This is a genomic window from Bacillus cereus group sp. MYBK30-2 (genome assembly GCF_051915945.1).
Classification (GTDB): domain Bacteria; phylum Bacillota; class Bacilli; order Bacillales; family Bacillaceae_G; genus Bacillus_A; species Bacillus_A paramycoides.
Map to the genome: position 1 here is coordinate 25,584 of NZ_JBQAFR010000001.1, position 14,378 is coordinate 39,961.

Sequence of the window (14,378 nt, forward strand, 5' to 3'; positions counted from 1 at the left end):
GTGGTGCTACCCCATCGCTATCAAGCTAAGAGTTCAGAATATCCCCCAAATGCAAATTCTATCTCTTCATAATTGTTCATGAAAATTCCACCTCCACAGGTTCATTTTTCAAGGGTGATGAAGCATTATAGATTCTTTATCTTAATGTCTCATAAAAAAATGTTTTAGACTACAGAAAAAAATTGTAGATTGAAAAGATATTTTCTGTGTAGTGTAAAATCTTAAAAAATCCTTCCAGGAAACCTGAAAGGATTTTTTATTTATATAAGTGGGATTATTGGATTATTAATTGTTACTTATTTTTTTGAAATGGATTGGTGTTCCTTTTTCTGATGAAATGACCCCTTGCTCAGTCTGTGACTTTTCTAAGATTTCTTGCTGTTCTCTTGTTATAACAACATAGGGGTCTCCATTAATACCTTCAGGAGGCCTTGATTTTATCTCAAACTGATACTGTCCATTGGCAGCTAATACCTCTCCATTATTATAATTGATAATAATATCATCAATTGGATATTTATTAATTTTATACGTTGCAGATTTTCCATTTCTTTGTTCTTTTGTAATTTGTTTTGGTTCTTCTGCATGTGCATTTAGTAAAGTTAGTACTGAAATAGCAGCTATGGTAACAAATCCAATTGCAGACCAACGATAAGATTTCTTTTGGAATTTTTTAATCATAAGAATTCTCCGTTTCAACGTTTTTTTATTTCTACTTAAGTTCGCTAAGCTGGGCACTTGATAATAACCTGAATAGTGTTCTAAAAGGCTAATAATAGTATGACCATATGCAAGTTGTTCCTTTGAATCTATATATATAAGAGCAAATGCATCACACGCCAGTTCCTGATCTTCCCGCATGCATGAGTAGGCATACCAAAGAATTGGGTTAAACCAATTTAGAATCAATAAGCCATGCATAAGCCAATTCACACCAACATCTCTTCGCTTGATGTGAGCCAACTCATGATGAAAAATATATCGTAACTGTTGCTCATCTAGTACTTTCATATGTACACTTGACAATAACACTTTTGGTTGAATGAATCCGAACACAGTTGGACTTGAAATCTTCCCAGCTAACAGTAGTGGGATATCTTGTTGAACGGACATAGACTTTTTACAGTCCTCAAAGATTTCGACAACCCTTTGATCTATAATAACGGGTTGTTTTTTTATATAGAGTAATAAACGTCTATTCATAATGAGAGTAGCAAAGCTCAGTATGATAACTCCAGCAAGCCAAATATATAAAATGATGGTATAAATTGAAAATTCCTTATCATTTTGCTTTTCATTATTCTGTGTTTGTTTCTTACTTTCCTCAGCTATTTGTGATGAACCAGATGCATAGGTATTCTCCTTTGCGGCAACCTTTGTATCGCCTATATCTGTCTTTGCTTGTATATGTTCTTTTGAAGGAGAAACAGTTATAGGATCTTGATGAAAGCTAACTGAAGTTCCCGTACTGTAAGAAAGGATAGAATAGATACTATAGGAACTATTCGGTGACCATGGCAATAAAAGCCTTACAATTAATATCAACCATAGCATGTACTGCCAGCGTGGGGTCAGCTTGTTTTTTAGCAGGATTTTGACACATAAGATTAAACCAACTACTATACTTGCCATGATGGATGTTTCTATTACCCAATCAAAAAATTGAGGTAGATAGACATTTACAAACATATCTATCATTACTATTTATCCTTCCCTTGATTTTCCTCAGTCTTCTCATCCAGAATGCGCTTGAGTTCATTAATATCTTCTGAAGAAAGTTTTTCTTCTTTTAAGAAATTCACAAGTAAAGGCTTAAATGCTGCACCATAGAACCGTTTGAGCAGAGATTTTGTTTCTACTTGTAGATAACTATCTTGTGATACTAAAGGATAATACGCATACATACATCCTTTTTCTTGATGATAAGAAACAGCTTCTTTTTGAACTAATCGAGTAATAAGCGTTCGAATCGTTTTGGGTTTCCAATCCATTGTTACCTCCAACGCTTCGATTACTTCATTCGCCGTTTGAGGAGATTTTGACCAAAGAACTTTCATAATTTCCAATTCAGCTTCCGATATTTTAGGTAATTCTTTCATTTTATAACCCTCCTTGATTACATTTGTAATCTGTAAATACATATTACAAATGTAATCCTCAATTGTCAATCATATATTGTATACATATATTTTCATGAAACTTAAGAATTCAAAATTACTTTTTATAAAAAGTGGGGGATAGGTTTGTTAGATCAATTGCTCATTGTAGGTATATATCTTGTGATTATTCTTATGTGTACATATGTTACGCTCGAATATCAGAAAAATAAAATTAGTAAGCAGCATTTTCTGATATGGTTAATATTTATCTTTTTAACAGGACCTATAGGATTTATCATTTATATCTTTTGGGATAAGAAAAAGAGTACAAATATTAAATAAGGAAATTCAATGTAAAGATTCTGTAAAGGTGAGAGTTTTTAGTTGAACATATAAGTAAATAGTTATACACTTATTTCGAAAGTGAGAATAAAGTAATTTGAAGGAATAATACATTTTATTTTTACACAACATATAAGCATATGCTTATGTAATTATAATGAGGTAGGTGTAGATATGGAAAAAACAGTTGTAGAGATAACAAGAGCATCCCAATTACTGAAACTATTAGGAGATAAAACAAGATTAACAATTGTATCAATCCTTAAACAACGTGAATGCTGTGTCTGTGAACTTCTCGAAGTATTTGATATGAGCCAACCTTCTATCAGTCAGCATCTTCGAAAGTTAAAGGATTTAGGCTTAGTGCAAGAAGAGCGTAGAGGTCAGTGGATTTATTATTCTTTAAATCAAGCAAGTGATTTATACACGCTTTTAGAAGATATTTTAGCACATGTACCAGACCAAACAGAGAAAATTAAACAAATTGTGAAGATCAATCCTACACTCCGGTGTGGTTGTTAATAAATAGTTAGAAAGGGAAGTGAGAAGGATGAGCAACATGGGGAAAAAACGTCTATCTTTCCTAGATCGATATCTAACCCTTTGGATTTTTCTCGCAATGGCAGTAGGGATTGGAGTTGGATATCTATCACCTGGATTCGTTGATGGAATGAATAGTCTACAGGTAGGAACAACTTCTATACCACTTGCGATTGGGTTAATTTTAATGATGTATCCTCCATTAGCAAAAGTTCGTTATGAAGAGATGGGGCGCGTTTTTAAAGATGTAAAAGTATTGGTATTATCACTTGTACAAAACTGGATTATTGGTCCTATTCTTATGTTTGCCTTAGCAATTATATTTTTACAGGATAAGCCAGAATATATGGTGGGCTTAATCATGATAGGTTTAGCGCGTTGCATTGCGATGGTTATCGTTTGGAATGACTTAGCAAAAGGTGATACAGAATATGCAGCAGGGTTAGTTGCTTTTAACTCTGTATTCCAAATGTTATTTTTCTCAGTATACGCGTATGTGTTTGTAACAGTCATTCCAGAATGGTTAGGAATTGAAGGAGCTGTTGTAGATATAACAATGGCAGAGGTTGCAAAATCAGTGTTTATATATTTAGGGATCCCATTCATCGCAGGAATGCTAACACGCTTGATTTTTGTAAAAACGAAAGGACGAGAATGGTATGAAAAAGTATTCATTCCAAAGATTAGTCCAATTACTTTAATCGCATTACTATTTACAATCATTGTGATGTTCTCTCTAAAAGGAGAAGTGATTGTTAGCGTACCATTTGATGTTGTACGTATTGCAATTCCATTGCTCATTTATTTTGTAATCATGTTCTTTGTCTCTTTCTTTATGGGCAAAAAAATCGGTGCAAGTTATGGGGTATCAACAACATTAGCATTTACAGCTGGAAGTAACAACTTTGAATTAGCGATTGCTGTAGCTGTAGGTGTATTTGGAATCCAGTCTGGTGCAGCGTTTGCAGCAGTTATCGGACCTTTAGTTGAAGTTCCCGTTATGATTGCACTTGTAAATGTTGCGCTTTGGTTCCAGCGTAAATACTTTCAAACACAACCAAAATAACTATTCGTAAAAAGGTGGAATTATCATGGAAAACAAAAAAACAATTTATTTCTTATGCACAGGAAACTCTTGTCGTAGCCAAATGGCAGAAGCTTGGGGTAAAAAATATTTAGGTGACAAATGGAATGTACTTTCTGCTGGTATTGAGGCACACGGAGTAAATCCGAATGCAATTAAAGCAATGAAAGAAGTAGACGTTGATATTACGGATCAAACATCTGATATTATTGATCGTGACATTTTAGACAAAGCTGATCTTGTTGTAACACTTTGTGGTCACGCAAATGATGTATGTCCGACAACACCACCGCATGTAAAACGAGTTCACTGGGGATTTGATGATCCAGCTGGTCAAGAGTGGTCTGTATTCCAAAGAGTTCGTGATGAAATTGGCGTACGCATTAAAAAGTATGCTGAAACAGGAGAATAATTGAAAACAAAATAGGCCGAGAATTCTTTCTCGGCTTTTTTATAAAGAAGGGGAGAAATCAGAGATGAAAAAAATTGAAATTTTTGATCCTGCAATGTGTTGTTCTACAGGAGTTTGTGGACCGAGTGTTGACCCGGAGTTAATTCGTGTTTCAGTAGCAATTAACAATTTGAAGAATAAAGGTATGAATGTTACTCGTTATAATCTTGCGAGTGAACCAGACGCTTTTGCTAATAACAGTGTCATTAGTCAGTTATTAATGGATAAAGGACCAGATGTGTTACCAGTAACTTTAGTAGATGGAATAGTAGTAAAAGAAAGAGTTCATTTAACAAATGAAGAATTAGCACAATTAACGAATATGACGGAAGAAGAGTTAAGTCAGAAGCCAAAGATACGTTTAAATTTAAACGTTAAAAAATAGAGAAAGAAGTGAAAGGCAATGACAAACCTATTTAATCCAAGCACAATGACATTTACACCATTTTTATTCTTTACTGGAAAAGGTGGCGTAGGTAAAACATCCACCGCATGTGCAACAGCTATTACATTAGCTGATATGGGGAAACAAGTTTTATTAATAAGTACTGACCCAGCTTCTAATTTACAAGATGTGTTCGAAATAGAACTTACGAATAAACCGAAAGAAATTCCAAGTGTTCCGAATCTACAAGTAGCTAACTTAGATCCTGAAACAGCAGCACATGAATATAAAGAACGTGTTGTTGGTCCATACCGTGGAAAGCTCCCTGATACAGTTATTGCAACGATGGAAGAGCAATTATCTGGAGCTTGCACAGTAGAAATGGCCGCATTTGATGAATTCTCCACGTTACTTACAAATAAAGAATTAACATCGAAATTCGATCACATTATATTTGATACAGCGCCAACAGGGCATACGTTACGTCTTCTTCAACTTCCTACGGCTTGGAGTGGTTTCCTAGAAGAAAGTACTCATGGAGCTTCTTGTTTAGGCCCATTAGCAGGGCTTGGTGATAAAAAAGAGTTATATAGTCAAACGGTTCAGGCGCTATCTAATCCGAACCAAACAATGTTATTGCTTGTTACACGACCAGATAGTTCTCCATTGCAAGAAGCGGAACGAGCAGCTCATGAATTAAAAGAAATTGGTGTTAGTAATCAATTTCTACTAGTAAATGGGATCTTGAAAGACTATATGCAAAATGATGATGTCTCAAATGCATTGTTTAAGAGACAATCACGTGCGTTAGAAAACATGGCAGAAGAATTAAAAAGCCTTCCTACTTATGAAATTCCATTAGTGCCGTTTAATGTTACTGGAATAGAGAATATGAGAAAGCTGGTTCAACCAATGGAAAATCTTTCGATTTCACATGAAGAAGCACATGCTGTCTCTATTCCTTCACTTCAGACATTGATTACGAATCTTTCAGAGACAGGAAAACGAGTGATTTTTACAATGGGAAAAGGTGGTGTCGGAAAGACTACGGTAGCTTCTGCAATTGCAGTTGGTCTGGCTGAAAAAGGACACCATGTACACTTAACTACAACTGATCCCGCAGCACATATTGATTATGTTATGCATGGGGAACAAGGGAATATTACGATAAGTCGAATTGATCCAAAAGTAGAAGTTGAAAACTATCGTAAGGAAGTTATAGAGCAAGCAAAAGATACGGTTGACGAAGAAGGTTTAGCGTATTTAGAAGAAGATTTACGTTCTCCTTGTACAGAAGAAATCGCAGTTTTCCGAGCTTTAGCGGATATTGTTGAAAGAGCAAATGATGAAATTGTAGTTATTGATACAGCGCCAACGGGTCATACGTTATTGTTGTTGGATGCGGCACAAACGTATCATAAGGAGATTGCACGATCTTCTGGTGAAGTACCACAGTCTGTGAAGAACTTATTACCGCGTCTTCGTAATCCAGAGGAAACAAGTGTTGTCATCGTAACATTAGCGGAGGCTACGCCAGTACATGAAACAAGCCGTCTACAAGAAGACTTAAAACGTGCAGATATTAATCCGAAATGGTGGGTTATCAACCAAAGTTTTTATGCAACACATACAAGTGACTCCGTGTTAAGAGGAAGAGCGCAGTCTGAAGTACAATGGATTCGAGCGGTTCAAAAGGAATCACAAAATAACTGTGTTATCATCCCTTGGCAATCGGATGATATTGTGGGATATGAGAAGCTTAAAGCTTTAGTGAAATAAAACATTTTTAATCAGTTACTATGAAGGGGAGAAATGAAAATGAATATTACAGATAAAGCAAAAGAGTTTATTGAAACTGCTATGAAAGAAAACGGTGTTTCAACACTACGTTTTACATTTGAGGGTGCTGGATGCTGTGGACCAAGTTACGGTATTAATTTAGGAGAAGCACAAGAAAATGATGTGACAGAGACAGTAAATGGTATTGAAGTTGCTATGGATCCAAAGGTTGTTGAATTAGTAAATACATTGACACTAGACTATGTAGAAGATCAACAAGGTGCAGGCCTTGTTATCAGTGGCGGATCTAACTGCTGCTAAATAATAATTAAGGAGATTAACAAACATGACTAACCATCACGAACTCGTAAAAGGAAAAGTATATATCGGTGGAGTGGACGAGATACAAGAAGCAGTAAAAAAGCACGGGATTACAGAGGTATTTGACTTACGTGCTGGAGAAGAAGAGCCAGAAGGTTTTCCAGCTAAGACTACACGTCATGCATATCCAATTGTAGAAGGCGCAGAAGGACAAGATGAATCAGTGAGAAATGCAATTGGAGCAGTTAAAGAAGCTGTAGAGCAAGGGAAAAAAGTATTCTTCCATTGTTCAGGTGGACGTAACCGCACTGGTACAGTTGCGACAGGGCTATTATTGGAACTAGGTCATGCTTCTACAGTAGAAGAGGCTGAACAAAAAGCAAAAGAAATTCGTTCCTGTATTAATATTAAACCAGAAATGAAACAAGTATTGAAACGTCTATACTAAACAATTATCCAAGCCTCAAAAAACAAAGTTTTTTGAGGCTTTTTATATAGTTAGGATGGATATATATAAAGGGGATTTTTTAGTAGACGTTCTTATTAAAGAAATGAGGAAAAATATGTGCCAATTTTTCGGAAAGACTGATTATATAAAAGTTACATAACAGTAGCTGATATAAATCCATTAAATGAGACGATTACTTGTACGGATGCTTTTCGTAATAAAAGAATTTTTAAGTTTGTTGATGTAATTGAAGTGAATTAGAGGGAGGGGAAATAAAAATAATTATCTCTTCCTAACTTAATTATATCATGTAATTAACGGTCAAAATAGACTGTTTATTCTCATTTACTCTTGCTACAATCAATAGCACATGAATAGTAAGGAGAGGTGCCAAATGAGTTCTTTCGTTCTCGATTTTCAGGAAATAGAAAAAACGCAGCTTTCGCTCGTTGGCGGAAAAGGATTGAATTTAGGGGAATTATCAAACATTCAAGGTATACAAGTGCCAGAAGGATTTTGTGTTACAACGGTAGGATATGAAAAAGCCATCGAACAAAATGAAGCCTTTCAAGCTTTGTTGAATCAATTAACAAGGCTAAAAATTGAGGACCGAGATCAAATTGGTGAAATCAGTAAGAAGATTAGAGAAACCATTATGGAAGTAGAAATTCCTTCTAATGTAGCGGAAGTGGTAGCTCGTCATCTCTCTCGTTTTGGAAATGAACATGCTTATGCAGTGCGTTCTAGTGCTACTGCTGAAGATTTACCATATGCCTCGTTTGCAGGTCAACAAGATACGTATTTAAATATCATCGGAAAAGAAGCAATTTTGCAGCATGTAAGAAAGTGTTGGGCTTCTTTATTTACAGATCGAGCGGTCATTTACCGAATGCAAAATGGTTTTGAACAGAGTCAAGTTTCTATATGTGTTGTCGTTCAAAGGATGGTTTTCCCGCAGGCTTCAGGAATTTTATTTACTGCTGATCCGATTACTTCTAACCGAAAGGTGCTATCAATTGATGCCAGTTTTGGACTTGGTGAGGCATTAGTATCAGGACTGGTCTCTGCTGATAATTATAAAGTAAAAGAAGGCGAAATCGTCGATAAGATGATCGCAACTAAAAAATTGGCTATCTATGCATTAAATGAGGGCGGAACAGAGACAAAACAGATTAATCCCACTCAGCAAAAGATTCAAACATTGTCTGAACAACAAATATTACAACTAGCACAGATCGGCAGACAGATTGAAGCTTATTTTGGTTGTCCGCAAGATATTGAATGGTGTTTAGTTGATGATATATTTTATATTGTCCAAAGTCGACCAATCACGACTTTATATCCAATTCCAGAAGCAAATGATCAAGAAAATCATGTATATATATCGGTTGGTCACCAACAAATGATGACCGATGCAATGAAACCACTAGGTTTGTCTTTTTTCCTGTTAACGACTCGTGCGCCTATGCGTAAAGCGGGGGGAAGGCTGTTTGTTGATGCTACACAAAGATTAGCTTCACCTGCTAGCAGAGATTTCTTAATAAACACTTTAGGAAAATCGGATCCGCTTATAAAAGATGCATTAACGACTGTAATAGAGCGAGATGATTTTATCAAATTGTTACGGGATGATGAAAAAGAAAAGAGTCTTGGTAAAAATATGCCACCTACAAGTTCGCAACCACAAATCGAAAACGATCCGGCAATCGTTACGGATTTAATAAAGAATAGTCAAGCATCGATCGAAGAGTTAAAACAAAATATTCAAATGAAATCAGGGTTGGATGTACTTGATTTTATTATGGAAGACATCCAACAATTAAGGGAAGTATTATTTAACCCGCAAAGTATAGCTGTAATTATGGCAGGTATGGATGCTTCATCATGGATCAATGAAAAGATGGAGCAATGGCTAGGTGAAAAAAATGTAGCAGACATACTTTCACAATCTGTACAAAACAATATTACGTCAGAAATGGGGCTAGCATTATTGGATGTTGCAGATGTGATTCGACCGTATCCAGAAGTCATTGCGTATTTACAGCGTATAGAAGATGACAGCTTTTTAGATGAACTAGTTAAGTTTAGAGGTGGGGGAAAAGCTCGGGATGCAATCTATGCTTTTCTGAATAAATACGGAATGAGATGTAGCGGAGAAATCGACATTACGAAAACACGCTGGAGTGAAAAGCCAACTACAATTATCCAAATGATTTTAAATAATATGAGAGACTTTGAGGTTGGTGCTAGTAAGCGGAAATTTGAAGAAGGGCTGCAAGAGGCTTTGAAAAAAGAAGAAGAGTTATTAAATCGATTGCAGCATGTTCCAGATGGCGTACAGAAAGTAGAAGAGACGAAGCGAATGATCAGTCTAATCCGGAATTTCACTGGTTATCGTGAATATCCAAAATACGGAATGATTAATCGTTATTTCATATATAAGCAGGCATTACTGAAAGAAGCCGAGCAACTCATGCAAAATAGCGCTATTCATGAAATAGAAGATATATACTATCTGACTTTTGAAGAACTTCACGAAGTCGTCCGCACGAATAAACTGGATTACGAGGTCATCAATAAACGAAAAAATGAGTACAAATTATATGAAAAACTAACGCCCCCGCGTGTTATCACGTCTGATGGTGAAATTATTATAGGTAAATATAAACGAGAAAATCTACCAGCCGAAGCAATAGTAGGTTTGCCTGTTTCTTCTGGAGTGATTGAGGGGAGAGCGCGCGTTATTTTAAACATGGAAGATGCGAATTTAGAAGATGGAGATATATTAGTTACTTCCTTTACTGACCCTGGCTGGACACCATTGTTTGTGTCTATAAAAGGGTTAATCACCGAAGTTGGCGGACTCATGACACATGGAGCAGTTATCGCACGTGAATATGGATTACCAGCAGTAGTCGGGGTAGAGCATGCTACGAAACTAATAAAAGATGGGCAACGAATTCGGGTACATGGAACAGAAGGGTATATTGAGATACTGTAGTTGTGCCTTAGATAAATAAAGAGATCATCCACTAAATATAGTGGATGATCTCTTTATTTTTTTAAGCCAGCTGCTATCACCTGAAACTGAAAATAAAAAGGAGCATGTGAATTGGATTTCTTTGAATGTCTCTGTCGTAGAAGGAAACATACATGCCGCGATTCTAATTCACATGCAAGAAGCAACCATTGAATTAGATGTGCCTTTTACTCCGCAAGTGCTCTTACAAGTCATGCAGACGGTGAAACAACAATGATATCAGAAATCGCAATTGAAAAAGTATATCTTGCAATTATATACAGAAATTTTAATAGTTTTATCAACTTTCATCAATATATTCCCAAGACATCGATTAATCATAATGTATAGAAATCTGAAATAAAGGATATTTTCAAAAATATTACAAATTAAGACAATATCTTGTAAATTTATAGAATTTTCTTTATTATCAAAATATTGTTACGTATTTAAGATTGGGGAGGAATAGGGATGAAGAAAAAGCCTTTTAAAGTGCTGTCTACGCTTGCGGCGGCAGCTGTGCTTAGTTGCACATTTGGGTTTGGTAGTCAATCTGTTTATGCGGCAACGCCGTCTAATGTAGGATCTTTAAGTCCAATTGATGAAAATTTAATTCCGGAGGATCGTCTAGCAGACGCGTTGAAGCAGCGTGGTGTAATTAGTGAATCTGCGTCGAAAGAAGACACATTAAAAGCTGTTGAAAAATACGTAGAGAAGAAAAAAGGCAAGAATGCTGGAAAAGAACCAGCAGCGGGGGACAGTGTCTCGAGAGAAGCTTCTGACTTTTTGAAAAAAGTGAAAGATGCAAAAGCAGATATGAAAGAAAAAGCTGAACAACCTGCTGGTGGTCCGGTAGCTGGGCAAGAGCAGGTTAAAGGTGGATTAAACGGAAAAGTACCAACTAGTTCAGCGAAGCAAAAAGAATATAATGGGCCTGTTCGTAAAGATAAAGTACTTGTATTGCTAGTAGAGTTTGCTGACTTTAAGCATAACAATATTGATCAAGTACCAGGTTATATGTATTCAAATGATTTTAATCCAGAACATTATCAAAAAATGTTATTTGGTGATGAGCCATTTACACTCTTTGATGGTTCAAAAATCCCAACATTTAAACAATATTATGAACAGCAATCAGGCGGCAGTTATACCGTCGATGGAACAGTAACAAAGTGGTTAACAGTTCCTGGTAAAGCAGCGGATTATGGTGCAGATGCTGGCGATGGCGGTCATGATAATAAAGGACCAAAAGGACCTCGTGATCTTGTAAAAGAGGCATTAGATGCAGCTGTAGCAAGCGGTATGGATTTATCAGAATTTGACCAATACGATCAATATGACAGTAATGGAGACGGAAATAAAAACGAACCAGATGGTCTTATTGATCACTTAATGGTCATTCACGCTGGAGTTGGTCAAGATGGAGGCGGTGGTAGATTAGGTGACGACGCAATTTGGTCACATCGCTGGAACCTTGGAAACCCATATCCAATTGATGGAACAAAATCAAAAGTTGATAACTATGGCGGTAAAATGGCTGCATACGATTATACAATTGAGCCAGAAGACGGAGCAGTTGGTGTATTCGCACATGAGTTTGGTCATGATTTAGGTCTTCCAGATGAGTATGATACGCAATACTCTGGATCAGGTGAGCCGATTAACTCTTGGTCTGTTATGAGCGGCGGCAGCTGGGCGGGTAAAATTGCAGGTTCAACGCCACCAAGTTTCTCTCCGCAAAACAAAGAGTTCTTTCAAAAGAACATTGGCGGAAACTGGGCGAATATTGTAGAGGCGGACTATGATAAATTAAATCGCGGTATCGGTTTTGCGACATACTTAGATCAAAGTGTAACGAAATCAGCTCGTCCTGGTCTGGTTCGTGTTAACTTACCAGATAAAGATGTAAAAGGTATTGAGCCTGCATTTGGTAAGAAATATTACTTTAGTACAAAAGGCGATGATCTTCATACGACACTAGAAACGCCAGTGTTTGATTTAACAAATGCAACAAATGCGAAGTTTGATTACAAATCATTGTATGAAATTGAAACTGGTTGGGACTTCCTTGAAGTACATGCAGTGACAGAAGATGGTACGAAAACGTTAGTGGATCGAATTGGTGAAAAGAATGTTAAAAATGGTCTAGACACAACAGAAGGAAAATGGATAGATAAATCATATGACTTAAGCAAATTTAAAGGTCAAAAAGTAAAATTAGTATTTGAATACATTACAGATGGTGCTACGGCACCAAGTGGTTTTACTCTTGATAATGCAACATTAACTGTCGATGGAAAAGTTGTGTTCTCTGATGATGCAGAAGGTGAACCACAATTTAAATTAAACGGTTTCGTTGTATCAGACGGCTTTTCTAAGAAGAAACATAACTACTATTTAGAGTGGAGAAACTATGCTGGTGCTGATGAAGCGTTAAAATATAGCAGCGGTGTACCGTACAATACAGGTCTTGTTGTATGGTATGCAGACTCTAGCTTTACAGATAACTGGGTTGGTATTCATCCAGGCGAAGGTTTCTTAGGAGTTGTTGACTCTCACCCAGAGGCAATTGTTGGAACGTTAAACGGTAAACCAACTGTTAAAAATAGTACACGATATCAAATTGCAGATGCTGCGTTCTCCTTTAACCAAACACCAGCGTGGAAAGTTGTATCTCCATCACGCGGAACATTTGAGTCTAAAGGATTACCAGGTGTAACGAAGTTTGATGATTCGAAATCTTATATGAACAACGTAATCCCAGATGCAGGGCGTAATGTACCGAAACTTGGATTGAAATTTGAAGTCGTTGGACAAGCAGATGATAATTCTGCGGGTGCAGTTCGTTTATATCGTTAATAATGGAGAAGCTGTTGAAGGGGATTCCTTTCAACAGCTTTTTTCATAGGAACATACATTTCAAGTTATTAATAAAATAATAGTAACTACTCAGCCTAGAAGTTTGGTAAAGGGTATTATTCCAATGAAAATACGCTTACATTTATATGAAAATTACATAACAGTAGTTGATATAAATCCATTAAATGAGACGATTACTTGTACGGATGTTTTTCGTAATAAAAGAATTTTTAAGTTTATTGATGTAATTGAGATTGATTAAAACATGTTTCTATGCAGCAGGCTTATTTCTTTAAGCCTGCTGCATAGAAAGGACCATGAACTGCGATTGTTGATAAAATATGAGCAATTTCTTCGGGTGTTTCTTTTTGACCGCTATTTAACCATTGTTGAATGACACCTATATGAGCAGATGCCATATAAGAAGCTAAGTATTGGCTTGGAACAAGTAAATTCTCCTTATTAATGAGAGCACCATTCGTATCTTCAAATAGTGTTTTCCACATAAAGTCTTTCAATTTTGTTTGGAAAGATAAATCTCCTTTTGGACTTAATACAGCTTTCATAAAATCACTATTTTCATTTAGAAATTCAAGAATAGAAGCGATAAGTACAAACGGCGTCGTTGGGGAAGGATTTGATCCAAGGTCAGCAATAACTTCTGGAAATTTCCGTTTTGCAATGCTAGAAAACTCATGCATAATTTCTTCTTGGCATTTCGTCATTAAATCGAATTTATCTTGATAATGTGTATAAAAAGTACCTCGATTTATGTTCGCTTTCGTTGTAATATCTTTCACCGTAATTGCTTCAAAACCTTTTTCCTCAATTAACTCCACTAATGCATTTCGTATGGCAGTTTTTGTACGAATAACACGCAAATCTAAATTACTATCGCGCAAAGTATGTTCCTCCTTAATTTTTTTCAACACATTTATCAATTGTGTCTTATAACCGACACATTTACGATTTTTGATTATTGAATAAGATTTAGCTCAAACATATAATTCAAAATATAAATAAACAACACGTTGTTCATTTATTGTAACTA

General features: G+C 36.1%; 12 protein-coding genes and 3 pseudogenes. 12 read left to right on the plus strand and 3 right to left on the minus strand.

The features are described from left to right. Positions 1–552: 552 nt before the first annotated feature. Both ACTFQM_RS00130 and ACTFQM_RS00135 read right to left on the minus strand, forming a co-directional pair. Positions 553–1,698: pseudogene (locus tag ACTFQM_RS00130) on the minus strand (M56 family metallopeptidase); the annotation flags it as partial. A gap of 2 nt (positions 1,699–1,700) precedes the next feature. Continuing rightward, positions 1,701–2,099, minus strand: coding sequence for a BlaI/MecI/CopY family transcriptional regulator (locus tag ACTFQM_RS00135; protein WP_440033011.1), 399 nt, complete (start codon positions 2,097–2,099; stop codon positions 1,701–1,703). 516 nt (positions 2,100–2,615) lie between these two features. Between ACTFQM_RS00135 and ACTFQM_RS00140 the strand changes: the two genes are divergently transcribed. From ACTFQM_RS00140 to ACTFQM_RS00195, 12 genes and pseudogenes are all read left to right on the plus strand, one after another. Then, on the plus strand, positions 2,616–2,963 hold the full coding sequence (locus ACTFQM_RS00140) for an ArsR/SmtB family transcription factor (protein WP_440033012.1): 348 nt from the start codon (positions 2,616–2,618) through the stop codon (positions 2,961–2,963). A gap of 28 nt (positions 2,964–2,991) precedes the next feature. Beyond that, the gene (gene arsB, locus ACTFQM_RS00145; RefSeq protein WP_440033013.1) at positions 2,992–4,047 is read left to right on the plus strand and encodes an ACR3 family arsenite efflux transporter; all 1,056 of its coding nucleotides are present in this window, start codon (positions 2,992–2,994) and stop codon (positions 4,045–4,047) included. A 25-nt stretch (positions 4,048–4,072) separates the two neighbouring features. Beyond that, on the plus strand, positions 4,073–4,477 hold the full coding sequence (gene arsC, locus ACTFQM_RS00150; RefSeq protein ID WP_440033014.1) for an arsenate reductase (thioredoxin): 405 nt from the start codon (positions 4,073–4,075) through the stop codon (positions 4,475–4,477). A gap of 64 nt (positions 4,478–4,541) precedes the next feature. Next, on the plus strand, positions 4,542–4,901 hold the full coding sequence (gene arsD / locus ACTFQM_RS00155; RefSeq protein ID WP_088232985.1) for an arsenite efflux transporter metallochaperone ArsD: 360 nt from the start codon (positions 4,542–4,544) through the stop codon (positions 4,899–4,901). Positions 4,902–4,919: 18 nt separating this feature from the next. Further along, positions 4,920–6,680: an arsenical pump-driving ATPase gene (arsA, locus tag ACTFQM_RS00160; RefSeq protein ID WP_440033015.1), complete on the plus strand. Its 1,761-nt coding sequence runs from the start codon at positions 4,920–4,922 to the stop codon at positions 6,678–6,680. Positions 6,681–6,719: 39 nt separating this feature from the next. After that, complete coding sequence (locus tag ACTFQM_RS00165) at positions 6,720–7,001, plus strand: HesB/IscA family protein (RefSeq protein WP_440033016.1); 282 nt, start codon at positions 6,720–6,722, stop codon at positions 6,999–7,001. A gap of 25 nt (positions 7,002–7,026) precedes the next feature. Then, the gene (locus ACTFQM_RS00170; protein WP_440033017.1) at positions 7,027–7,449 is read left to right on the plus strand and encodes a protein-tyrosine phosphatase family protein; all 423 of its coding nucleotides are present in this window, start codon (positions 7,027–7,029) and stop codon (positions 7,447–7,449) included. Between the two features lie 141 nt (positions 7,450–7,590). Next, a pseudogene (locus ACTFQM_RS00175) lies at positions 7,591–7,710 on the plus strand (YolD-like family protein); the annotation flags it as partial. 133 nt (positions 7,711–7,843) lie between these two features. Further along, positions 7,844–10,450 (plus strand): phosphoenolpyruvate synthase, encoded by a 2,607-nt coding sequence (ppsA, locus tag ACTFQM_RS00180; RefSeq protein ID WP_440033018.1) that lies wholly within the window; start codon positions 7,844–7,846, stop codon positions 10,448–10,450. A gap of 106 nt (positions 10,451–10,556) precedes the next feature. Then, a complete protein-coding gene (locus ACTFQM_RS00185; RefSeq protein ID WP_440033019.1) occupies positions 10,557–10,706 on the plus strand; it encodes a hypothetical protein in 150 nt (49 codons plus the stop codon). 233 nt (positions 10,707–10,939) lie between these two features. Continuing rightward, a complete protein-coding gene (locus tag ACTFQM_RS00190) occupies positions 10,940–13,327 on the plus strand; it encodes an immune inhibitor A domain-containing protein (RefSeq protein ID WP_440033020.1) in 2,388 nt (795 codons plus the stop codon). A 139-nt stretch (positions 13,328–13,466) separates the two neighbouring features. Further along, positions 13,467–13,589: pseudogene (locus tag ACTFQM_RS00195) on the plus strand (YolD-like family protein); the annotation flags it as partial. A gap of 22 nt (positions 13,590–13,611) precedes the next feature. Here ACTFQM_RS00195 and ACTFQM_RS00200 read toward each other — a convergent pair. Next, positions 13,612–14,229 carry a TetR/AcrR family transcriptional regulator gene (locus ACTFQM_RS00200; protein WP_440033021.1) on the minus strand — a complete coding sequence of 206 codons (618 nt, stop codon included), beginning with the start codon at positions 14,227–14,229 and terminating at the stop codon, positions 13,612–13,614. Positions 14,230–14,378: the final 149 nt, after the last annotated feature.